At 57.4% G+C, this 22,973-nt stretch carries 16 protein-coding genes and 2 pseudogenes; 8 read left to right on the plus strand and 10 right to left on the minus strand.

Annotated elements, in window-relative coordinates; genetic code table 11:
- Positions 1 to 602 (plus strand): hypothetical protein (locus tag AC1DCP_RS25940; protein ID WP_476774837.1); only part of this gene is annotated, 602 nt, incomplete at its 5' end.
- A 6-nt stretch (positions 603 to 608) separates the two neighbouring features.
- Here the strand turns inward: AC1DCP_RS25940 and AC1DCP_RS25945 are convergent.
- The 7 genes and pseudogenes from AC1DCP_RS25945 to AC1DCP_RS25975 form a co-directional block, all read right to left on the minus strand.
- Positions 609 to 953: pseudogene (locus AC1DCP_RS25945) on the minus strand (BapA/Bap/LapF family prefix-like domain-containing protein); the annotation flags it as partial.
- Between the two features lie 491 nt (positions 954 to 1,444).
- On the minus strand, positions 1,445 to 2,881 hold the full coding sequence (locus AC1DCP_RS25950; protein ID WP_112401849.1) for a TolC family outer membrane protein: 1,437 nt from the start codon (positions 2,879 to 2,881) through the stop codon (positions 1,445 to 1,447).
- A gap of 1,075 nt (positions 2,882 to 3,956) precedes the next feature.
- Positions 3,957 to 4,602: pseudogene (locus AC1DCP_RS25955) on the minus strand (LysE family translocator).
- Between the two features lie 208 nt (positions 4,603 to 4,810).
- On the minus strand, positions 4,811 to 5,941 hold the full coding sequence (locus tag AC1DCP_RS25960; RefSeq protein ID WP_025591764.1) for an NAD(P)/FAD-dependent oxidoreductase: 1,131 nt from the start codon (positions 5,939 to 5,941) through the stop codon (positions 4,811 to 4,813).
- A gap of 22 nt (positions 5,942 to 5,963) precedes the next feature.
- Positions 5,964 to 6,992 (minus strand): Gfo/Idh/MocA family protein, encoded by a 1,029-nt coding sequence (locus tag AC1DCP_RS25965; RefSeq protein ID WP_065687695.1) that lies wholly within the window; start codon positions 6,990 to 6,992, stop codon positions 5,964 to 5,966.
- Between the two features lie 19 nt (positions 6,993 to 7,011).
- Positions 7,012 to 8,520, minus strand: a complete 1,509-nt coding sequence (locus AC1DCP_RS25970) for an amino acid ABC transporter permease/ATP-binding protein (protein ID WP_003518683.1) — start codon at positions 8,518 to 8,520, stop codon at positions 7,012 to 7,014.
- A 60-nt stretch (positions 8,521 to 8,580) separates the two neighbouring features.
- On the minus strand, positions 8,581 to 9,414 hold the full coding sequence (locus AC1DCP_RS25975) for an ABC transporter substrate-binding protein (RefSeq protein WP_174041499.1): 834 nt from the start codon (positions 9,412 to 9,414) through the stop codon (positions 8,581 to 8,583).
- A gap of 224 nt (positions 9,415 to 9,638) precedes the next feature.
- Between AC1DCP_RS25975 and AC1DCP_RS25980 the strand changes: the two genes are divergently transcribed.
- The 4 genes from AC1DCP_RS25980 (at position 9,639) to repC (ending at position 14,849) form a co-directional block, all read left to right on the plus strand.
- Complete coding sequence (locus tag AC1DCP_RS25980) at positions 9,639 to 10,706, plus strand: LacI family DNA-binding transcriptional regulator (protein ID WP_112401850.1); 1,068 nt, start codon at positions 9,639 to 9,641, stop codon at positions 10,704 to 10,706.
- A 420-nt stretch (positions 10,707 to 11,126) separates the two neighbouring features.
- Positions 11,127 to 12,410, plus strand: a complete 1,284-nt coding sequence (repA, locus tag AC1DCP_RS25985; RefSeq protein WP_003518687.1) for a plasmid partitioning protein RepA — start codon at positions 11,127 to 11,129, stop codon at positions 12,408 to 12,410.
- Complete coding sequence (repB, locus tag AC1DCP_RS25990) at positions 12,407 to 13,432, plus strand: plasmid partitioning protein RepB (RefSeq protein WP_322919142.1); 1,026 nt, start codon at positions 12,407 to 12,409, stop codon at positions 13,430 to 13,432. The genes repA and repB overlap by 4 nt, the downstream gene beginning before the upstream one ends.
- A gap of 202 nt (positions 13,433 to 13,634) precedes the next feature.
- Entirely contained in the window at positions 13,635 to 14,849 is a 1,215-nt protein-coding gene (gene repC / locus AC1DCP_RS25995) for a plasmid replication protein RepC (RefSeq protein ID WP_112401852.1), read from the plus strand.
- Between the two features lie 642 nt (positions 14,850 to 15,491).
- Here the strand turns inward: repC and AC1DCP_RS26000 are convergent.
- Positions 15,492 to 18,005 carry a CoA transferase gene (locus AC1DCP_RS26000; protein WP_476774835.1) on the minus strand — a complete coding sequence of 838 codons (2,514 nt, stop codon included), beginning with the start codon at positions 18,003 to 18,005 and terminating at the stop codon, positions 15,492 to 15,494.
- 24 nt (positions 18,006 to 18,029) lie between these two features.
- The gene (locus AC1DCP_RS26005; RefSeq protein ID WP_322919137.1) at positions 18,030 to 19,718 is read right to left on the minus strand and encodes a GMC family oxidoreductase; all 1,689 of its coding nucleotides are present in this window, start codon (positions 19,716 to 19,718) and stop codon (positions 18,030 to 18,032) included.
- 160 nt (positions 19,719 to 19,878) lie between these two features.
- On the opposite strand from AC1DCP_RS26005, the gene AC1DCP_RS26010 reads away from it, so the two are divergent.
- The 3 genes from AC1DCP_RS26010 (at position 19,879) to acuI (ending at position 22,527) form a co-directional block, all read left to right on the plus strand.
- On the plus strand, positions 19,879 to 20,808 hold the full coding sequence (locus tag AC1DCP_RS26010) for a LysR family transcriptional regulator (protein WP_112401855.1): 930 nt from the start codon (positions 19,879 to 19,881) through the stop codon (positions 20,806 to 20,808).
- A 63-nt stretch (positions 20,809 to 20,871) separates the two neighbouring features.
- The gene (gene acuR / locus AC1DCP_RS26015) at positions 20,872 to 21,534 is read left to right on the plus strand and encodes an acrylate utilization transcriptional regulator AcuR (RefSeq protein ID WP_476774836.1); all 663 of its coding nucleotides are present in this window, start codon (positions 20,872 to 20,874) and stop codon (positions 21,532 to 21,534) included.
- A gap of 12 nt (positions 21,535 to 21,546) precedes the next feature.
- Positions 21,547 to 22,527: an acrylyl-CoA reductase (NADPH) gene (gene acuI, locus AC1DCP_RS26020; protein WP_112153423.1), complete on the plus strand. Its 981-nt coding sequence runs from the start codon at positions 21,547 to 21,549 to the stop codon at positions 22,525 to 22,527.
- Positions 22,528 to 22,824: 297 nt separating this feature from the next.
- Here the strand turns inward: acuI and AC1DCP_RS26025 are convergent.
- Positions 22,825 to 22,973: transposase (locus AC1DCP_RS26025; RefSeq protein ID WP_476774660.1), on the minus strand; the 149-nt coding region annotated here is incomplete at its 5' end.

Below are 22,973 nucleotides of genomic sequence, written 5' to 3' on the forward strand. Positions count from 1 at the left end.
TCGGCATCCGCATCGGCGTCGGCATCCGCATCCGCATCCGCATCGGCGTCAGCATCTGCGTCGGCATCAGCGTCAGCGTCCGCATCGGCATCTGCATCCGCGTCAGCGTCAGCGTCGGCGTCAGCATCCGCATCGGCATCGGCATCGGCATCGGCGTCAGCATCAGCATCAGCATCCGCATCGGCGTCCGCGTCGGCATCGGCGTCCGCGTCAGCATCGGCGTCGGCATCCGCATCGGCGTCAGCATCTGCGTCGGCATCAGCATCGGCGTCAGCGTCGGCATCCGCATCAGCATCCGCATCCGCGTCGGCATCGGCATCCGCGTCGGCATCGGCATCAGCATCCGCATCGGCGTCAGCGTCGGCATCAGCATCCGCATCGGCGTCAGCGTCGGCATCCGCATCTGCATCCGCATCCGCGTCAGCGTCAGCGTCGGCATCAGCATCGGCGTCAGCGTCAGCGTCAGCATCACCGTCATCGCTGGAAGATCCTCCAAGAGCGAGGGCTCCCCCGCCAGCCAGCAGGCCCAGAGCGACAAGACCGAGGACGGAGCCGTCACTTGTAGCGGCGCCAACCAGTTGATCTACGCCCTCTATTTGTGAAAAACGAAAGTCAGCCAAGCCGTCGCTATGCTCACCCAGCCAGAGGTTGCCATTTTCATCCTCCAGCACCAGCTCGCTGTGCTCACCATCCATCTCGCGGAAAAAGTGTCCGATGCGGATGGTCTCGCCGGAACGCATCCGAAGAAGGAGATCGTCACCGTCGCGCACGAAGTCGGAGACCTCATTTTTATCCGCGCGAATCCGCACGATGCTCGGTTTTTCGATATCAAGTTTATCGAGCGACACGGTCTGAGAACCACCGGCGGCCTTGTCGGTAACGATCGCAACCATGAAACTGTCCTCCTGCAACGCGGTAACATCGGCGACAGAAATTCCTGCCGCCCGTGACATCAGGCAACATGTAAGAAACTGGATTTTCGCAAGCGACGACCGCTGAGAAGCAAGCAGCCCCAAAAACAACGGATCGGTTTATCTAAACGTCGGAAATAGTCTTCCGATCGCCTCTCCCACCCTCATAATTGCATAAAAAATCGACTCTGCAAGAAAAAAACAACCGGGAAGAGCATTAGGAAATTCTTTTGTAACGGTAATTCCGAGATCTAATATATGTTTTCCCCTCTTATATATGAGGGTGGCAACAGTGCGAAGTCATGGTCGATTTCTCTTCGGGACGGCTTGCATTATCATCGGTCGGCAATCACGTGTGAGACCAATTCTATTTTTGGTCAACACCCGTTATGGTCGTATCTTGCGGCGATCCGACCTTCCCCGTGATACTGTTTAATCAAGCCTAGGCGCGAACCAGGAGAGAAACTTTGCGTTTAAAAAATTGATTAAAATCAAATATATGTTGCTTAAGGGCCGGCCTTTGCTACCGTCCGCTAAAGTGAAATGCCCTGGACGGTTTGGCCTTCCAGCGAGAAGGCTTCCCGCATTCGTCCACTATTGAACGTGCAGTCGATGTTCAACCTGTGCAGGTCATACTTGATGTTGCTGATATCAAACCTGGCGGCATGGAGTTCCTGGTCGGCGTTGAGCAGATCAAGCAGTGTTCGCGTCCCGAGTTCAACATATTGTGTTCGATAGAGATCACGCGTCTGTCGCATCGTTGACTGACGCGTCGAGAGCGAGCGGCGCAGACTTTCTTTACTTGAAATCTGACTACTGGCTTCCGTCAGGTTCCTCAAGATATCAACCAACGCGCGCGCTTCTGCAGCCTGTGATGCTCCAAGCGCCTGGACGGCCATGTTGCGTCTAGCGCTCGTCGCACCGCCATTGTAGAGGCTGCCCGTAACCTTTAGCCCGACACTGTAGTCGGGATCAAATGAGCTGAGTTCCGTCACGTCGACACCAATTCCAGCGTCGAGCGACAGTGTCGGCAACCCTTCGGCTTTCGCAAGAGCAATCTGCGCGGTCGCCGCTTCGCGATCTGCCGCTGCCTGCATGACTGCCGGCACGCGCGACCAGTCCGGATTTGTGGAACTGCAGGACTTAGACAGCCATGCCGGCAGTGTGTCCGATACATCGACGGGTCCGTCGATACCGCTTAAATTCGCGAGGATCGCTTCCCAGCGCGATAATTGCCCCTCGATCTCCAACAATGTGGCTTCGGCGGCCTGAACACGCGCTTCGGCTTGCAGCAGATCTGAACGCGTGCTTGCGCCCTTGTCGGTGCGCGACTTCACCAGGTCCAAGATCGCTTTCACATCCTTTATCTGGTCACGCGCAACACTTCCCAATGAGCGATTGCGCTGTATTTCGATCACTGAATACGCCGTTTCGCGCGCCAGATCGTCCACAGCCATCATAACCTGCGACTTCCGGCCCGCAATTCCCGCAGTGGCGATTTTGACCCGGTTGTCCACTTTACCGAAATCATAAAGCATCTGCGAGACATTGAAGTTCAAATCTGGACTGTAGCGATCCGATCTATTGGTGCTATAGGAAGAGTCGAGTCCCCAACTCATATTGGGAAGATAACCGGCACGAGCTTCATTGACCGACTCGGTCTGCTGACGAAGCCGACCTATGGTTTCCGTTACAGCGGGATGCCAATCGACTGCCTTTCTCACAGCAGTTTCGATTGACAAGGGGCCCTTGTGTTCGGTTCGTTCGCGTTTCGCCGACCTGATGGGTTCCGATTTCGTCCCGATCACGCCCGGAAGATCCGCGTTACCAAGGTGCATGTCTTTGCCGGAAGCTTCGGGATTCCCGGGGCCCGCTTGTCGGATGTTGGCGCTGGAGCGATTTGCACAGCCAGTTGTCACTATACTCGCGGCGATGACGCAAACAAACGCTGGAAGCCAACTAAATCGCATTTAACGTTCCACCTTCTGACGGGAAGAATGAGCAACCTGCCAGTACGAGGAACGAGACCATGGCTTTGATTTACCGATATAAAACCGGCTTTGGAGACAGAACTAGGCAAACATGGTTAACGATTGGTTAATCAGGTCAAGTGAATAATAACCATGTATATCGCTTAAGGCATGATCCAGGGGCGATTGTTCAACCAGTTCTCTATGCTGCTGTTACCTGATCACCTGCTTTGGGGGGGGCGCAATAGTGATGCAAACCTGCGACTAAATTTAATGTTTATTCCAATTGCACATGCAGGTGCGTGCTACTAATATTTGGCGTCGCAAGATAGGTTGTTGATGCAATTACCAGTTTGACCGACGTCGTAGCCCGCTACGGATGTGAAGCTATATGAAGGCGCATCACGACACAGCGATCCAATCTGCGACCCTGACCTGATACCGATGAGTCCGATTTTGCCAGCATGATTTCCCATCCTGAAGTCAGGATTGATCAGTTGGACCAATTTCGAGGGCGGAGAGCGATCGTGGTTTCGACCGCTTTGTACAGGCATTCGATTTGCGTGCGTTCGCATGATAGGTCATCGAGTGTGGGAGTAACGCTAGTTTCTAGGCTATGTTGGCCTCGTGTCGGTCTGCAGAGAGCGTCCTCTGGGTCCCCCACGTTGAAATTGGATGGCGGGTTGTCCGCAAAGTATTGGGGCGATTTCTTGCGACCATGCCGTCTGAACGCCCCGGCACGCAAGTTACGAAGCTGCATCCTCGAGGGTGCTCGCGCAATGGCACGCAGTATCGTCAAACTGAATCCTATGTTACGTTGAGGCGTCACAGGAAAAAAGCAGAGATTCTATTTGCCTAACTCAAACTCATCCTGTGACTTGATCGCCTTCGATTAGAAGGCCCAACGGAGCGTGTGATAGATTCCATCCGCAGCCGTAGCAAAACCTCCTGAAAGTCGCAAAACTTGTTCCCACGACGAGGTCCAAATTGCCATGAACGGAAATATACCTAAGCGCGCCACAGATAGCGTGAAGTGCACTGACGGTCGCAGTTCGACATGGACTCGCAGGATGGTCTATTTCTTTTGATTGCCAGCAAAAGCGGCCGTCAAGCCAAGACCGATATACACGAAACCACTGACCCAGCGTTCAGCCTTTAGGTACACGGGACTGCGCTTCAGCCACTTGCCGGCCGTGCCGGCGGCAAGTGCGTAAGAGCTGTCCGTCAGAACGCCAATCGCTGTGTAAACAAGCCCGAGAAAAGCGATCTGCATAGCCACATGGCCACGATTGACCTCAACGAACTGTGGCAAGAAAGCCAGAAAGAATAGTGCGGTCTTCGGATTGAGGAGATTAACGATAAAGCCCTCACGAAAGAGGCGCATGCGGCTCCGTGTGGGTAAATTGCCCTCGACGCCGGGAATATCCGAGGGGCCAAAAAGCTTTTTGAGGCCAAGCCAGATCAGATAGGCCGCGCCGGCATACTTTACGACGCTGAAGGCGAGCGCCGATGATGCCAGGAGCGCCGACAACCCTACAGCGGCGGCGGCGACATGCACAAGCGTGGCCGTATGGATGCCAAGGATTGAAACGAGCCCCGCAGAGCGACCCTGCTCGACCGAGCGCGCGAAGAAGAACTGCCGGTCCCGGCACAAGAGGCAGCACCAGTGTAGCGCTGACGAACAGGCTGAGATTTGTTGCGCTGGGAATTGCCAAATCCATAGTTATTTTGTCCCGTTTTTTATTGCGCTACGAATAGCATGCGGCGGCCTCAGACACGAGGTCATCCTCTTTTTTGCCTTTGGTGTTCGAGTCGACAAGAACGGCATCCAGATGTCAGACATCGGAACGGACGTCTCAGTCTCAGTATCGTAGAAAAACCGGCCGCGGCGGCGGCCGGCTCATTTTGGCGATATCTGCCTCACATTGCTCAATTCAAGGGGAAACGCTCAGGTCGGAAGGTTGCGAGCATGGGATGTTCGGTGCCTGTCGCAATCTCGAACGCGAGCAGCTCGCCCACGATGAGGCCGAGTGTAGCACCGCTGTGGCTGAAGGCCACGTAGTAACCGGAAATACCCTTGATGGCTCCAATCACCGGCTCGCCATCGCCGGGGATAGGTTTGCCACCAACGCCGATGGAAGCCACCTCCAGTTTCGGATTGCCTTCCATCACCCGCGCAGCCTCAACCAAAAGCTCTGAAACCACGCTATCGTCGATATCATAGCTGCCGTCTGCGCGCACTGTCACACCCTCATCGGCCGCCCAGTCGGCATCCAGGGAGAATGTGCGGCCCGGCGCCGGGCGAACGGCGACGCGCGGTGTATTGAGAACAGCGCGCAGGGGATGGGCGAGCGGCCTCGTCTGCACGAGAAGGGCGATCGGTGTCCCGTCGGCAATGGTCTGTCCGCTTTCCGCAGCCATCTTCGGGACGGCCGGACCGGTGGCAAGCACGACGGCATCCGCCCGATGGAGAACAGCATTTGCAGTTTGCGCGCCAATGACACGACCACCCTCGATCACCACCCGTGCGGCACCCTGGTCCGTTACCAGAACGCCACCGAGTGCGAAAAACTCCTCAAGCAGCACACCAATCAGCGTCGGCAAATCGACCCAGCCTTCGCCGGGATTGTAGATTGCGCCCTGTCGAGTGATTGCGCCGGCGTCGACACCGGGGACGACGCGGGCGACTTCGGCTGCTGAAAGGCGCTGCGCATCATAGGCAAGCGAAACTTCGTGGCGATAGGCCGCGTCGATCTCGTTTCGCTCGTCATCCGCGTCCCAGGTCAACCCGCCATCAAAGCGAAGCCATTCTGCGCCGGGATTCTGCGCCGCGAGTGTGCGATACCGGTCGATGCCGGCCATACGCAGCCGATGATAGGGCTCAGAGCGCATGCGTGCCGAGTTCAGCCAGGACAGCGAGCGGCCGGAGGCACCATTGGCCGGCGGCCCGTCATTGAGGATCGTCACCTTAATGCCGCGCCGCGCAAGCTGTACGCCAGTGGAAACGCCGAAGATACCGGCGCCGATGATGACGGCCGAAGAGATGGTGTTGTCGGTCATGGAATTGGCTTTCAATCAATTGTCATACGGATGGGGGTAAGGCATCGGGGATCTCCCAGCGACCGCTGGCTGCGGAGCGGAACAGCGCGTCAATCGCCGTCATATTCGCGATTGCGTCGCCAAGCCCCGTCTCGAGTGGTCCGCCGGAGAGGACAGCCTCGGCGAATGCATCGGCCTGTTCGCGATACTGGTCGACAGGCCCGATCGCGATCTCCTCGCGGCCGCCGCCGGCAAGATCGCGACCATCATCAAAGACAAGAATGGTCGGCTCATCAGCCGGTGCATTGAAGGGAATGGGGATTTCCAGACGCCCGCGCGTTCCAAGCACCGTGACCTTCTGCGTGAGGCAGAGTTGTGTGGAACAGGTGAAGGCAAGCTGCCTTCCCTCTGGAAACGCCAGCAGCCCGCTCGTCAGCCGGTCCGTGCCGAAGACGGGATCGCGCTCCATGAGCGCGATCGCCCGTACCGGTTCCGCGTCGAACAGGAGCCGCGCCGTGTTGATGGCGTAACAACCAACGTCGAACAGACCGCCGCCGCCAATATCAGCCTGGTTGCGTACATTCCCGGGGTCGTCGAGATAATAGGAAAAGATCGTCTGGATGGCCCTCACCTCGCCGAGGCGCCCCTCGGCAATCAACGCGCGCGCCTTTTTCCATTGCGGATGGTGGCGCACCATGAAGGCTTCTGCGACCGGCAGGCTTGCCGCCTTTTGTGCCGCTGCCAGTTCCCTCGCCTGCTCGGCATCAAGCGCGATCGGTTTCTCGCAGAGTACGGGTTTGCCCTGCGCCAGTGCCTTTATCGTCAGTGGCACGTGCAGATGATTGGGCAAAGGGTTGTAAATTGCGTCTATTTCCGGATCGGCAAGCAGTTCCTCGTAGCTGCCATAGGCCTTGGCGATGCCGAAGCGGGCCGCCATCTCCTTCGCCTTCGCGGCATCGCGCGAGGCGATTGCCGCAACGCGCCCCAGGCGGCTGGACTGGATGGCGGGAATGACCGCCTTGGCAGCAATGCCTGCGCAACCGAGCACACCCCATCGTATCGTTTGTGTCATTGGTTTCTCCTCCCGGCGCTCAGAGCACTTCCGCTAGGAAGCGCTGGAGACGCGGGCTTTGCGGGTTGTCGAATATTGCCTCTGGCGTGCCGGCTTCAACGACGCGCCCCTCGTCCATAAAGACGACCTGATCGGCCACCCGGCGGGCAAATCCCATTTCATGCGTGACGACGACCATGGTCATGCCACGCGTGCCGAGCTCAGCCATGAGGTTGAGCACGCCCTTGACCAATTCCGGATCGAGCGCACTCGTCACCTCGTCGAAGAGGATAACCTCCGGTTCCATGGCAAGCGCACGGGCAATGGCAACGCGCTGCTGCTGCCCGCCGGAAAGACCGCCCGGACGGTGGTGCTGGCGGCTCGCAAGGCCGACATCGGCAAGCCTTGCCTTGGCGATGCGCTCGGCCTCGGCTGCGGGCAGGCCCTTGATCTTCGTAAGCGACAGCATGACGTTTTCCAGCGCCGTGTGGTCGGGAAAGAGGTTGAAATGCTGGAATACCATGCCGACCCGGCGGCGCAGCGTTTCCGGCTTCATTGCGAGAATGCTTTCGCCATCGATAAGAATATCGCCGCTCTTCGGCTCGACCAGACGGTTGAGCCCACGCAGCAAAGTCGATTTTCCGGATCCGGACGGGCCGATGATGCAGGTGACGCTGCCTGGCTTGACTAAAAGATCGACACCCCTCAGCACATCAAGATCGCCATAGGCCATACCGAGACGGCGCACATCAAGGCTGCCGCCCTTGAACGAGACGCCAGTCGCGCGAGCTGCACTGTCGAGTTCACTGACTTCCTCCAGTCCGCTGGTGATGACGGCGGGGCGCTGCTTGCCAACCCGCAGACGATTGTCGATCGCATTGACGACATGGGTAAGCGGCACGGTAACGACGAGATAAAATACGCCTGCCAGCAGGAGCGGTGACAGATTGCCGGTCACCACCGCCTGGTCCTGTCCCACGCGAAAGATCTCACGCTCTGAGGCCAGAAGCCCGAGGAAATAGACCAGGCTCGAATCCTTGACGTTGCCGATGAACTGGTTGACGAGGGCCGGCAGAACGCGGCGCACGCCTTGCGGCACGACGATAAGGCGCATGCCCTGGCCATAGCTCATCGACAATGCCCGGCAGGCCTCCATCTGCCCACGGTCGACGCTCTGGATACCAGAGCGGAAAATCTCGCCGATATAGGCACCGGCAATCAGGCTGAGTGCCAGAATGCCGAGCGGATAAGGCGATGGACCGAAGAGCTCGCGGCCAATGCGGGCAAAACCCTGGCCAATGAGGAGAATTGTGACGATGGCCGGCAGGCCGCGGAAAATATCGGTATAAAGACGAGCGGGAATGCGCAGCCAGGGCGAGCGGGAAATGCCCATGATCGCGAGCATCATTCCGATGGCGACGCCAAGCACAGTCGAGGTCGCAGCCAGGATCAGCGTATTCTTGAGACCAACGGTGATCATGGTCGGCAGCACTTCGGCCATGGCATTCCAGTCGAGGAAGCTACGGCGCAGGTTTTCAAGCCAGTTCATCAGGATATCCCTTGAAAGAAAGGCCGGTCCGACCGGTAAAGGCCGGACCGGAAGGTGGCATCACTGCTTGGGAAGATATGCCTGCGGCATCGGCGTGCCGGGGAACCATTTTTCGTGCAGCTTTTTCCAGGTGCCGTCCTGCATGGCCTCTTTCAGGCCCTTGTTAAGCGCCTCGCGCAATGCATCGTTACCCTTGCGGATGACGAAGCCGGCGGGCGCGTCGAAGCTCGGAATGTTGACTGCGACTTTTAGCGCCGGATAACGGGCGGAATAGTCCTTTGCAGCCTCGAAATCGAGGAAATGTGCATCGACCGTCCCGTTGTTGAGTGCGGAAACGGCAGAATTGTTGTCCGGGAACTTCACGAGATCGGTGCCGGCAAAATTCTTCTCGGCATAGATCTCCTGAAGTGTACCCTGCACCACACCGAGACGCTTGCCTTTGAGACCCGCTGCATCGGTGATGCCTGGCTCCGAAGTGAGGACGCTCAAGAAACCTGCAAGATAACCATCCGAGAAATCAATGGTCTCCTTGCGCTTGGCAGTCGTGCCGATCGCAGCGGCCGCAACATCGAAGCGGCCGTTGGCGACAGAGGGCATCAGGGCCGAGAATTCCTGGCCGGTGAACACCACCTGTTCCTTCTTGAACCCAAGACGTTCGGCTACGTTGAGGAACAACTCTATGTCGAAACCGGTAAAGTTGCCGTCGGCGGTGGTGAAGGCATAAGGCTTGGCATCGCCCATCGTGCCGACACTGATGGTGGCGGGATCGACGAGGCCAAGCGGATTGTCGGCAAGTGCGGGCGTCGCCGCGCCTGCAAGGACACCGAGTGTGATCGCGGCCGTGGTCGCGCGAATTTTTGCGAAGGCGGATGTTAAGGCTTGGGTAAATTGCATTGGTTTCTTCTCCTCTGGTGTCGTTGTCTGCGATAAATTCAAGGCGCACGGGTCCCACCCGGTCGGCGCATGATGTCACCTGCCCGGCCCACGCAGTTCGCATGTCGGAAGTCTTTTTATTTTTGAGACCGGTCTCAATTAGAAAGAGACCGGTCTCTTTGGGTATTGGCAATTGTTATCTTCGCATTTGCCAGTCGTCAAGTTCTCTTGTAAGGCTACCGCTTATGGACAAGATCCCGCCTAAAACTCCTTCCGTGACAGTCGCTGACGTCGCACGCCAAGCCGGCGTCTCAAAGGCAACGGCTGCACGCGTGCTAGGTGGCTACGGAACTGTTAGCGACCGGGTGAGAGAGGCGGTCCTGGCCGCGGCTCAGTCCCTCGATTATCGCCCCAATGAGCTTGCTCGCAGCATGACGACAGGTCGTTCAGGCACCATCGGCGTCGTGGTGGGAGATATTGAAAACCCCTTTTTCAGCCTCGCCGTGCGAGGCATCACGGATATTGCCCGGCAGGCAGGCTTCACCGTCATCCTCATTAACTCGGGTGAAGACGTCGTTGCGGAAAGAGCGGCCATCCGCACTCTGCTTGCCAAGCGTGTCGACGGTCTCATCGTCTCGCCGGCCAAGGAAAACGATGTCGAGCATCTGCATGAGGTTATTCGCTCGGGGCTGCCGCTCGCGTTGCTCGATCGTGGAAGCGACACGCTCGATGTCGACACCGTTATTGCCGACGACCGGCATGCCGCCGAGAATATTACACGCCGGCTGATTGCGCTCGGCCACCGCCGCATCGCCTATTTAACCGCCTGCGACACGCCGGATCATCGGTTCCGCAGTGCAGACGACATCAGTACCGGTTCGGTCAGGCGACGCATCGAAGGGTATCTTGGTGCGTGCAGTGAGGCTGGTCTGACCAACATGGAAAGCTGGGTACAGGTCGGTGCCGTCACGCAGCAAGAGACGCATCGCATCGTTACCGAAATGCTCCAGTCGGCGCAGCGTCCGACGGCAATCATTGCATCGGACAGTATAATCGGCCTGGAGGTGTTCAAGGTTCACCGTCAACTGGGGCTTAGCATCCCGGACGACCTGTCGCTGGTATCGTTCCATGATGCGGATTGGACGTCTGTAACAACGCCTCCAGTGACCGTCGTGCGCCAACCCGTCTACGATCTCGGCGCGACGGCGGCCAGGTTGCTGGTCGAGCGGCTAAATGGCAACGATCAGACGGCCCGCAAGGTCGTTCTGAAAACCGAAATCGTTGAACGTGCCTCCATGCGGGAAGCACTTTGACTCGGTAGACGGTGTTGAAAAGCTGCTTTGATCCCTCCGTCGTTTTGTGACGGCCCTTCGCCGATCGATCCGCTGTCACTATTATCGCCAACGTAAAAACGACGCTGGTCCTCGGTCAGACAAAAACCGGTAGATCGGCTCGCAGCCGGCCCTTTTAGTATTGCCGAGTGGTTGCCTCTTGAGATCGAATGTCGTTCGATTCGCCATGGGGTAGATTTTTTGCAGTGAAAATTTCGTTTCGACCGACGCTGATGACCTTGATTGCCGAGCAAAAATGCAGTTGCCGCCGCAGGGGCAGGATGTCCGAAACATTCTATAAGTATCTGATTATAATTTATAAAATGGGCGCGTCTATTCCCCTGTCAACCACGGACGTCAATATCCGGTTAACCGTAAATAACTGGACGGCGAAACAGAATCATGTTGTACCTTTGGCGGACGATGGTCGGCAAACCGGCGAATGCCCGCCAAGAGGAAAATATGGCGATAGCAAAACACGCAGAAATGACGAGCGGTCAGAAGGAAGACGCGGGCGCCAAGATTATGCGCCATGCGGGTCTTCTGTCTCAGCAGTTGCAGGACCTTCGCACCCGCATGTATCCTCCGAAGTCGGAGAAAAGCCTGCGACCGTTCCTCACCAACGAAGTCTCCAAGCTGACCTCAATACCCGATTCTACGCTGAAACTCATGTCGAGCGAAGGCCGTGGACCGATCCCTGGCCGGCTCGAAAATAACCATCGTGTCTATACGCTTGCTCAGATCAATGAATTGCGCGAGCTCTTTGCCGCCCAAAAGCCTTCTGAAGCGCTGAGATTTTCTCCTCGCCGACGCGAGGGCGAGCATCTCCAGGTCGTTGCGATCGCCAACTTCAAGGGCGGCAGTGCCAAGACCACGACCTGCGTCCATCTTGCGCATTATCTCGCGCTGCAGGGCTACCGCGTCCTTGCTCTTGATCTCGATCCGCAGGCATCACTTTCTGCACTGTTCGGCGCGCAACCTGAGTTTGACGTTGGTGCCAACGAAACGATCTACGCTGCTCTTCGCTACGACGACGCCGAGCGCCGGCCAATCCGCGATATCATCCGCAAGACCTATTTCGACGGGATCGATCTGATACCCGGCAACCTCGAAGTGATGGAATATGAGCATGAAACGCCGCGGGTTCTGGCGCAGAAATCGGGCTCGGGAGCGATCTTCTTCGAACGGTTGAAGCTTGCTCTTGCCGAGGTTGATCAGGACTATGACGTCGTCATTCTCGATACGCCGCCGTCTCTCGGGTTTCTGACGCTGAGTGCGATTTATGCTGCGACCAGCATGATTATCACGGTACACCCGGCGATGCTCGATGTCGCATCCATGAGCCAGTTTCTCCTGATGATGGGAGATCTGATAAGCGTGCTCAACGAGAGCGGAGCACAGCTTGATCAAGATTTCATCCGCTATCTCATTACCCGCCATGATCCCAACGACGCACCACAGTCTCAGGTCGTTGCGTTGATGCGCCATCTCTTCGGAACGGATGTGCTTCTTCCGACGCTGATTGAAAGCACTGCTGTCGAGGCAGCAGGACTTGCAAAGCGCTCGATTTACGAACTCGAAATGGGCCAGATTGGCCGTGACACGCATAAACGCGCACGCGAGGCGGTTGATGCCGTCAACGAAGCGGTCGTGAAACTCATCAACACCAGCTGGGGACGCACATGACCAACAAGTCATCGCGTAAATCCATCGTTGCAAATTTTGGCCTGCTGTCGGCGGAACTTGAAAACCGGCTGGCGACCGATGCTGCTGCCTCCCCGCAGCAACCTGCACCAACTGCACGTGTCGGTGCCGGCGTGATCGGTGCGGCGCACAGGGCGATCGACGACATTAAATCGGAACGCGACCGCCTCAAGGCGCTTGTTGAATCCGGCGGTGGTGCGATCAGAGAGCTCGACCCGTCAAAGGTCGATCCCTCTCCCTTTCCCGATCGTCTTCCAGATGACGATGCGTCGGATTTCGAGTCTTTCAGGAACTCGATAAAGTCCGAGGGTCAGAAGGTCCCGATCCAGGTCCGCAAGTCACCAGCATCGCCCGATCGCTATCAGGTTATCTACGGCCATCGCCGGCTTCAGGCAGCCCGCGATCTTGGAATTCCGGTCAAGGCGATCGAAGTCGAGATTTCCGACGTCGAGCTTGTCATTGCGCAGGGTATTGAAAATGCCGATCGCCAGGATCTGACCTGGATCGAGCGCACCCTGTTTGCCCGCCGTATGGATGATGCCGATGTGAAGCCTCGTGATATCAAGGCGGCATTGTCTATCGACGATCCCGAGCTTGCACGAATGCGAGCGGTTTATCGCGCACTTCCGCTCGATATCGTCGAGACAATTGGTCGGGCAGCCAAGGTCGGTCGTCCAAGGTGGGTGGAGTTTGCAAAGGCTTTCTCCGAACAGCCTGACCTGCACGATGAACTGCGCAGCGTGCTTTCGGCCGCTACGCAAAGACGGCTTGGATCCGATCAAAAGTTTCTTGCCGCCTTTAACGCCCTGAAACCTGCCGCACCGTCGAAGGCCGGCAACATGATTGCCGGCGCCGCAGGCGAACCACTTGGCAGCTTTTCTCGCACGAACAAGGATATCCGTATTTCTGCGGATACACCGGCCGGAGCAGAATTCCTGCGTTTCGTCGAGGCGCAGCTGCCATCACTGGCTGAGCGGTTCACGCGTGAAAGATCAAAGATTTGAACTGAAGCTGAGAAACAGACTTCGGAACCATTTTAAGTAAGGAAAACGCGCAAAAGAAAAAGGCCCCCGAAACGTTGCCGTCATGGAAGCCCTTCTCGTCGTGTGAGAGCTAGAGAATCGCATTTCCATGAATCCTAGTCAAGAGTCTTTGGCACCGTTTTGGTGAGCGTAAATCTTTTGCCTTTTTGAAGAGGCGAGGGACATGGAAGGTGGACAAGTGACGACGCCGTTTGGGCGGCGTTCGGTAACGCTTGCGCTTGTGAAGCAGCAGATTGCCACGACCAGGATCAAGGAAGGCAAGTCGGCAGACAAATGGAAAGTCTTCCGCGACGCATCGGAGGCGCGAGAGGTGCTTGGTCTGCAGGATCGAAGCCTTGCGGTGCTCGATGCGCTTTTGAGTTTCTATCCTGAAAATGAGCTGCGCCAGGACGCACAGCTTATCGTTTTCCCGTCGAACATCCAGCTGTCAATTCGTGCGCATGGCATTGCGGGCGCTACCCTGCGGCGTCATCTTGCCTTGCTTGTCGATGCAGGGCTGATCATCCGCAAGGATAGTGCAAACGGCAAACGCTACGCCCGAAAGGATGGTGAAGGCTCGATCGAGCACGCCTTCGGTTTTGACATATCGCCGCTTTTGATGCGCGCCGAGGAACTGGCATGCCTTGCCCAGCAGGTGGCTGCCGATAGGATCGCGTTCCGCAGGGCAAAGGAGAACCTAACGATCTGCCGGCGGGATATCCGCAAGCTGATTACGGCGGCCGTCGAAGAGGGAGCTGCAGGCGATTGGGACGAGCTGGAAGAACAATATCTGGCCGCTGTCAGGCGAATTCCTCGAAACCCGACGCTCGACGAACTGAGAGATTTGGGCATCGAGATGGATAATTTGCGGCAGAACATCATCAACCAGTTGAATTCCGATGATTTTTCTTCAGAAATGACCACCAATGATGCTCAAAATGAGCGTCACTTACAGAATTCAAATACCAACCTCCTTAATGAACTTGAACCTAGCTCTGAAAAAGAGCAGGAGGCGAAGCCGAGCCAGAATAAGCAGGCCGAACATGTGCCGATTAAGGCTTTTCCGATTGGTCTCGTCTTGCGCGCCTGCCCCGAGATTTCAAACTACGGGCCTGAAGGCCAGATCAGAAACTGGCGAGAACTCATGACGGCCGCCGTGGTGGTCAGATCGATGCTCGGGGTGAGCCCGTCCGCATATCAGGAGGCCTGTGAGGTGATGGGTCCGGAGAACGCGGCAGTGACGATCGCCTGCATTCTCGAGCGGGGCGGCCACATCAATTCGGCCGGCGGGTATCTCAGAGACCTAACCAATCGGGCCAAGCGAGGTGAGTTTTCGCTGGGGCCGGTGCTGATGGCGCTATTGCGGGCGGCCGGTCATTCGGTGAAGGCAACGGGGTGACTTTGACGTAATGGATGAGGGTTCCCGTTGCGCCGGTGTTTCCATCTGGAGACTGGAGCATTTGAGGCATCCACATCCAGGTTTGGGGGCTTTCCCTTCATTTTCCGGCCTTCCATATCAGTTCCTTCCGCCTCAATGTTTACGACCCAACGACAGCTGAACTCTTGTTGGATTGCAGCCAGGTTAAAAGGCCGAGAGAGACTGACATCAGCTACCGGACGTTGTTCACGGAGCTGATGCGGCGGACGTTGGGTGCCTAACTTGCGGCGGACTTCCGTTTGGAAGCGTAGTTCGTGACTGTGACGGTCAAATAACGCGACTATTGGTATTTCGATCTCACTAGCCCCGTGGACAAGGATGAGCGAAGCTATGTCGGGTCACACTACGATAAGCAGATCACGGTGCGGTATGATCATACGGCACCCAGATGAAGATTGTGGTTATCTGCACTAGGGATTGATCACTTTCACCCCGGCAGCCTCGAAAGTGCTTATATAAGGAATGTCGAGGCAAAAAGTTCTTTCATGGCACTTCCTCCCAAGGTGCCATGTTGAATATCTAACCCGTTAATGCCATCGCGCACTTGGACGGGCCGTGAGCGGCTTCGGTATCCTCCTCAGAACACGAAGCTGCCGTGTCCTGCTAACTCGGCAGATACTCTGCGCTCCAACTCTCGCTGATCGTGCCGGATGCAAGCAACCGATCGATCTCGTTATCGGTGTAGTTCATGTCGCGGAGAACGGCGCGCGTGGAGGCGCCGTACTTCTCCGCTGGCGTTATAGCCGTCACCTTGCCGACTGCCGGACGGATGGCGAAGGGGTCGAGCTGAGTGACGGTGTGCCCGCTCGGATGGTCTGGAAAAACCGAGAATGAATAACTGCCCCGGTCGATCCCCGGCGTGCCGTCGGCAATGCGGGCGCTGCGGCTGCGGATCTCATCGATGTTCTCGCAGAGAGATACGCCGATATCGGCTTTCTGCAGGCGCTGTTGCCAGGTTTCAGCAGGTGCCGTCATGAAGGCTTTCGCCAGATAGGCCTCGCGATCGGATGCGGCCATCTCGACAATTGCCTCAAGCCCCTCCGCCCTGCCGAAGCGTGGCAAATCAACTTCCGAAGCACAGAGGAGAATATGATCCCCCGACGCCGTTTCGTAGAGCTGCGACAGGGCGTTATATCCCTTGGTCTCGCGACCGGAAGGCTCATCGAAGGGACCTCGGTTGGTATAGTCATAGCAGAAGGGTATCTGGGCGAGACCGGTAAGCGCTGACAGCGAGGTCCGCGGACGGCCGATGACCCCGGTTCTGGATTTCTGATACGAAGCCGCTGCAATGCCGAGCGCAGCGCCGAAACCGCACATGACGTCAATGGTACCGACATGGGCGTGTTCCTCCGGCGTATCCATGGAGCCGCCGAAACGCAACATGATGCCGGTTGCCGACTGCACGAGGTCGTCATAGCCGAGATAGTCGGTACGCGGACCGGTGCGCACGCCGCCGAAGCAATCGAGCTGGCAGAAGATCGCTTGGGGGTTGAGCGCTTTCAGGCTTTCGGCATCGAGCCCCATCGCCTTGACCTGACGGTCGGTGGCGTTCCAGACAACGACATCGACTGAGCGCACCAGTTCTTCGAACACGATGCGGCCATCGGGCGAACCAATGTCCAGCAGCACGGACTGTTTCCCGCGCATGTGGGACATGCCGAAGATCACGGTGTTCCAGCAGTCATAGAGCGGCTTGGCCGGATCGATCTTGATGACCTCCGCACCGAAGCGGGCAAGATAGGCGACCGAATGCGGACCGGCGATCACATTGCACAGATCGAGAACCTTGACGCCGTCCAGCCAGCCGCCGGGGGCCTCATTCGCTACAACCGGCAAGGAAGGGTGCTCCATGCCGGCGAGCAGTGCTAGCGCCTCCTTGGCCGTTCCCCAACGTCTCGGGCTTGGCGTTAACATAGGTTCGGCGCTCTCCTGCAGCCAGGCCATAGGCCCCGGCTGGGTCATGCGGCCGAAGATCGGATCGTCCACTTCGATCATGAGGCCGGCAGCCTTGGCATGATCGTCGGCGATCCATTCCTTCAGCCAGCGTTGCGGCGCACCCGGAAACAGCCCTTCTCCGAAGACACGTTCCCATTCAAAAGCCGTTTTGGTCAGGAAAACATCCTTCATGCGAGCCGCGATTTTGTCAGCCCAGAATTTTGGGAGCGGATAGACACCGAGCGAAACGTCCGAAGACCACTGCGAAACTGGAAGATAGGTGTCTTCCTCCTCGCGCAGTCCTTCAGCAACGAGCTCGTCGTAAATGCCAAGCGCTTGCAGGCAGCGTTTGGCATGGTTCTTGTGGCTGGGGCAGACGACGTAGAACATCCGCCCGTCGGCGCACCTATAGCTGCGATAGAAGGGATCGAGAAACTCCTGGAGGTCGTCAAAAGACATGTCCATTTGCAGGTCCTCGCCGCGCCGACGCTCGATTTCCCGCTCGCGCTGGGTTTTATAACGCAACGGATAGTCGTCAATCAGAATGGAATTGTAGGACAGGCCCTCCATCACAGCGCTTGCCAGCGGCACCTCAATATGATCGCCGTGGCCGGTGCGCTCACGCGCCTGAAGCGCCAACACCGTCGCGGAGGCCGCAAGCATCGTACCATATGCGGAAGAGAGTGGAAGCGGCGAGAAAGACGGGTTGATACCCATAAGAACGCGGTTTAAGCCCATATCCGTAAAGACGCCCGACGAGGCTGCGATCACTGTCTCGAAGGCTCGCCAGTCCCGGCGGAGTTCATCGTCGGAGGCGAAACCTGGGATAGACAGGGTGATCAGCTCAGGCCGCGATTTACGCAAAGCCGAAAAATCGATCCCGAGCCGGGCAAGCACACCAGGGCGGAAGTTCTCGATCACAATATCAGCCTCGGCCACCAGCGCTTTCGCCTCAAGCAAACCCTTCTCCGTTTTGAGGTTGAGTGCGACGATCAGCTTGTTGCGGTTGAGGATGGCGTTGGCGGGATTGTCCCAGAGCGGCCCGCTGGGGGGATCGATATGCACGACGGTCGCGCCGAGATCGCCAAGGATCATGGCCACGGCCGGGCCAGCAATATACTGCCCAAAATCAACGACTCGAACGCCGGAAAGCGGAAGCGTTGAACGTGCTATTGATGTCATCCTGTAACCTCCCCCAATAGTTTTCTATGCGTGTGCGTCAGCAACAATCCAGCCGGCTGCCTTTTCGGCGATCATCAGCGTCGGCGCATTGGTGTTACCACTGGTGATCTTCGGCATGATGCCCGCATCAACGACCCGCAGTCCCGCGATTCCTCGAACCTTGAGGCGACTATCGACAACCGCCATAGGATCGTCATCCCCGCCCATCTTCGTCGTACCAACCGGATGAAAGATGGTATTGGCAATATCGCCCGCAAGCCGCGCCAGCTCCTCATCGCTTTGGAACTGCGGGCCCGGTTTCCACTCCTCCGGCCTATATTTCGCCAATGCCGGCTGCGACACGATTTTGCGCACTTGCCGCAGACTTTCGGCAGCAATCCTGCGGTCTTCGTCCGTGCTGAGATAGTTCGGCGCAATCGCCGGCGCGTCCGACGCCGTATTGGAGCGAATACGAACGCTGCCCACGCTCGATGGATTGAGGTTGCAAACGCTGGCTGTGAAAGCGGGGACAGTGTGCAACGGTTCGCCGAAGGCGTCGAGGCTGAGGGGCTGGACGTGATACTCCAGATTGGCGTGGGCCTGGCGTTCGTCCGAACGGGTGAAGGCGCCAAGCTGCGAGGGCGACATGCTCATCGGACCACTGCGTTTCAACGCATATTCGAGCCCTATCATCGCTTTACCAAAGACGCTGTTGGCGAGCGTATTCAGCGTTTTCGTATTGCCGACCTTGAAGACGGCACGGATCTGCAGATGGTCCTGAAGATTTTCTCCGACACCTGGCAGGTCGTGTTTGACCTCAATACCGAAACGCTTCAGCAATCCCGCTGGACCGATGCCAGATAATTGCAGGATTTGTGGTGAGCCGATGGCGCCGGCCGACAGAATGACTTCTCCCCGCGCCCCAACCTCCGCGCGCTGCCCTTGACGCTCAACAATAACACCGATGCACCGCTTGCGACCAGATGTCTCGTTCGCAAGGATCAAACGCTCGACATGAGATTGCGTCCAGATCGTCAGGTTTGCGCGGTTTTTCGCTGGGCGCAGGAAAGCCTTGGACGTGTTCCAGCGCCAGCCCGAGCGCTGGTTCACCTCGAAATAGCCGACGCCTTCATTGTCGCCACTGTTGAAATCGTCCGAACGCGGAATGCCCGCCTCCACCGCTGCTTCTGCAAAGGATTCGAGGATATCCCATTTCAGCCGCTGCTTCTCGATGCGCCATTCGCCGCCATGGCCATGCATGTCGGAAAACCTGCTGTTGCCACCAGTCTTCGGGTCTGCGCCATGGTCCAGCCGGTAGTGGTCCTCATGCGCCTTGAAATCGGGCAGGCAATTTTGCCAGGACCAGGCATCGTCGCCGGTTGCCGTTGCCCACCCGTCAAAATCGCGTGCCTGACCTCGCATATAGATCATGCCGTTGATCGACGAGCAGCCACCAAGCGTCTTACCGCGAGGATAGCGTAGCGAACGACCGTTCAGTCCGGCGTCCGGCTCGGTTTTGTAAAGCCAGTCTGTGCGTGGGTTGCCGATACAATAAAGATACCCGACCGGGATATGTATCCATGGGTAGTCGTCCTTGCGGCCGGCTTCCAGCAACAGAACACGTTTTGACGGGTCACGACTGAGGCGATTGGCAAGCAGGCAGCCTGCGGAGCCACCACCAACAATAATATAGTCAAAAACGTCGTGGAAAGTGCCGGAACCACCATTCCTCATTGGGTTACCCTCCAATCGCGATGGAACACCACACAATTATAAGACTGGACACTTTGCATTGGCATGCCATGCTTCCTCCCTGCTTTATATGCAGGCATAGCCAACATTCGATCGTGAAATCCAATGACAAATTCAACCAAGCATTATAAGTGAAATTAATATGCTGGAAGGTATCGATCTGAGAACATTGCGAGCGTTTGTTACCGTGGGGCAAGAAGGCAACGTCACCCGCGCCGCCGAGCACCTGCACGTCACGCAGCCTGCGGTGACGCTTCAGTTGAAACGCTTGGCCGCTGACACCGGGCTAACGCTGTTCCGGCGGACCTCGACAGGTTTGGAGTTGACACAGGAAGGTGCACTGTTGGCGGCAAAGGCCGAGCAAGTGCTGGCGGCGCTGACGGACTTTGGCCAGACAGCCGGGCGTTTATCGACCGGCGTCCGGGGAAAATTGCGGATCGGTACGATCATCGATCCGGAGTTCACACGATTAGGGGCGTTTCTGAAAGCACTTATCGAAAACGGGCCAGGTATCGAGACAACGCTGCGTCATGGCATGAGCGGCGATGTGCCGGAGAGGCTGAAGCGAAACGAACTCGACGCCGGTTTTTATCTTGGTGATCCAAGGGACTATGACCCGCCGACCGATATTACTGGAGGGAGTACCGCGTCGCTTTTCCACTCTCGCGCACTTGCGCAATTGACCTATTGTGTTGTCGCGCCGCCATCGCTCGCCAGCTTTGTTCGAGGGGCCAACTGGTTACAGCTTGCCTCCCTCCCCTGGATCGGCACGCCACCCGCATCGGTTCATAACCGGATGCTGGCACGGCTGTTCACTAATCTTGGCGTTCGCCAACAGATTGTCGCCCAGGTGGATCAGGAAGCGTCAATGATTGCCATGACACGCACAGGGATAGGGCTGAGCCTTTGCCGGGAATCGATTGCCCTTTATGAACAGCAGTCTCATGGACTGGTCATCGCTGATAATGTGAAGCTCTCGACGACCTTAAGTTTCCTCTGCCTGGAAGCGCGTATGAGCGATCCTTCTATCGTCGCTGCATTTGACGCAATCAAACGAGTTTGGGTTCAGTAAACAGACTTAGCGGTCTAAAAAGTCCCTCGTTGATTTAATGGACGCATCGGTCTATTAAAAGCCATGCCTCAGCAAAACCCTTCACTCGCCCAGAGTCAAAAGCCCAAGCGTGGTCGCCCGCGCCTGGCACCGGAGGAATCGACAAGACGGCAAAATCTCATAAGAGCCGGGCTCGAGCACCTCACCGAGAAGGGCTATTCCGCGGTCGGCATCGACGAAATCCTCAAGGCCGCCGGCGTGCCGAAGGGCTGTTTCTATCATCATTTCAACAGCAAGGCCGATTTCGGCCTCGCGCTCGTTGCCGCATATAACGACTATTTTGTCGAGCTGCTCGATCAAACCCTTCTCCAGGAAGCAAGGGCACCCCTCGATCGGCTGCGAGACTTTACGACAAGGGCAGAGGAAGGCATGGCTCGCCATGGCTTTAGACGCGGCTGCCTCGTCGGCAATCTGGGACAGGAGATGGGGGCGTTGCCAGACGATTTTCGCGCCGCGCTCACCAGAACTCTGGAGGGATGGCAGGCACGCACGGCGTATGTGCTGCGTCAAGCGCAAGCGGAGGGCATGATCGATCCCGAGCAGGACGCGGATATCCTTGCCGAGACCTTCTGGATCGGCTGGGAAGGCGCAGTGCTTCGCGCCAAGCTTGAACTGCGTCCGGAGCCCCTCCGCCGCTTCGCCATGACTTTTTTCCGTCTGATCGAAAGCCGATCTCTTCAACCTTGAAAGGAACCCGCTTTGAAAGCCATCCTGATTGAGAATGTCGACGATAATCAGACCGTATCGCTAACCCAAGTCGATGAAGCGCACCTGCCTGAAGGCGATGTGCTGGTAGACGTCTCCTACTCGACTCTCAATTACAAGGATGCGCTGGCGATCACTGGCAAGGCGCCTGTGGTTCGGCGCTTCCCCATGGTACCGGGCATAGATTTCACCGGCACGGTCGCCGACAGCACCCATCCGGACTTCAAGGCCGGGGACCAGGTCATCCTCAATGGCTGGGGCGTTGGCGAAACCCATTGGGGCGGATTGGCCGAGCGTGCTCGCGTCAAAGGAGACTGGCTGGTGCCACTGCCTGATGGCCTCGACTTGCGGCAAGCAGCTGCGATCGGCACTGCTGGCTACACGGCGATGCTTTGCATGCTGGCTTTGGAGCGGCATGGCATCACGCCCGACAAAGGCGAGATTATAGTCAGCGGCGCAGCTGGAGGTGTCGGCAGTGTTGCCACCGCGCTGCTGGCGGCAAAAGGCTATGCCGTGGCAGCCGTGACCGGCCGCGCCTCTGAAGCGAACTACCTGCGCGAGCTTGGTGCGTCCTCCGTGATCGACCGCGCCGAGCTGACCGGAAAGCTAAGGCCGCTTGGCAAGGAACGGTGGGCCGGCGGGATCGACGTTGCAGGAAGCACCGTGCTTGCAAATATGCTTTCGATGATGAGCTATCGCGGCGTTGTGGCGGCCTGCGGTCTGGCGGCGGGCATGGATTTGCCCGCCTCTGTCGCTCCCTTCATCCTGCGCGGCGTGACTTTGGCGGGGGTCGACAGCGTGATGTGTCCGAAGCCCGATCGTCTCGAAGCGTGGACACGGCTCTCCTCGGACCTCGACATGGGCAAGCTCGAGAAGATGATCACAGCAGTGCGTTTTTCCGACGTCATCGAGACGGCGCCCAAGTTTCTCGACGGGGCTGTGCGCGGGCGGGTCGTTGTGCCGATGGCATCCTGACAGAGTTCAAGGGCGGCAAACGCTACGGTCAAAAAACTCATCAAACTGGTACGAAATAGATAATTGGAGAAACTGTAGGCATCGATATGATTGGCCTAGCGCGTGCACTCGTTCTTGACACGGAGCTGCCAAACGGCTGGCTGTTGGGAAGGACGACAGGACCAGGCTTCCCAAAATTCTCAAATCCTCCGGAAGGAGCGGTCACGGCTTGGTACACCATGCACATTACTGCAAGACGACTTGTCGAAACCTCGATATCCAGCTTTATTACTGGAAAATATCTGGAGGATCAGATGGCTAGGTCCTGTTGACAAAGTATGGCAACCATATCTTCGCGGCGGCCAGAGCGAGGAATGCTGAGAAGGATTTTCGGGTTTTGTCGTATCGGGTCGCCACGCGGCGGAACTGCTTGAGACGGTTGAACATCCGCTCGATGCGGTTTCGAC

It is taken from the genome of Agrobacterium sp. 10T429 (assembly GCF_056393925.1).

Coding starts and splice junctions, on each gene's coding strand:
- AC1DCP_RS25950 (WP_112401849.1), bottom strand. CDS start 2,881: ATGCGATTTAGTTGGCTTCCAGCGTTTGTTTGCGTCATCGCCGCGAGT.
- AC1DCP_RS25960 (WP_025591764.1), bottom strand. CDS start 5,941: ATGACCGACAACACCATCTCTTCGGCCGTCATCATCGGCGCCGGTATC.
- AC1DCP_RS25965 (WP_065687695.1), bottom strand. CDS start 6,992: ATGACACAAACGATACGATGGGGTGTGCTCGGTTGCGCAGGCATTGCT.
- AC1DCP_RS25970 (WP_003518683.1), bottom strand. CDS start 8,520: ATGAACTGGCTTGAAAACCTGCGCCGTAGCTTCCTCGACTGGAATGCC.
- AC1DCP_RS25975 (WP_174041499.1), bottom strand. CDS start 9,414: ATGCAATTTACCCAAGCCTTAACATCCGCCTTCGCAAAAATTCGCGCG.
- AC1DCP_RS25980 (WP_112401850.1), top strand. CDS start 9,639: ATGGACAAGATCCCGCCTAAAACTCCTTCCGTGACAGTCGCTGACGTC.
- repA (WP_003518687.1), top strand. CDS start 11,127: ATGTTGTACCTTTGGCGGACGATGGTCGGCAAACCGGCGAATGCCCGC.
- repB (WP_322919142.1), top strand. CDS start 12,407: ATGACCAACAAGTCATCGCGTAAATCCATCGTTGCAAATTTTGGCCTG.
- repC (WP_112401852.1), top strand. CDS start 13,635: ATGGAAGGTGGACAAGTGACGACGCCGTTTGGGCGGCGTTCGGTAACG.
- AC1DCP_RS26000 (WP_476774835.1), bottom strand. CDS start 18,005: ATGACATCAATAGCACGTTCAACGCTTCCGCTTTCCGGCGTTCGAGTC.
- AC1DCP_RS26005 (WP_322919137.1), bottom strand. CDS start 19,718: ATGAGGAATGGTGGTTCCGGCACTTTCCACGACGTTTTTGACTATATT.
- AC1DCP_RS26010 (WP_112401855.1), top strand. CDS start 19,879: ATGCTGGAAGGTATCGATCTGAGAACATTGCGAGCGTTTGTTACCGTG.
- acuR (WP_476774836.1), top strand. CDS start 20,872: ATGCCTCAGCAAAACCCTTCACTCGCCCAGAGTCAAAAGCCCAAGCGT.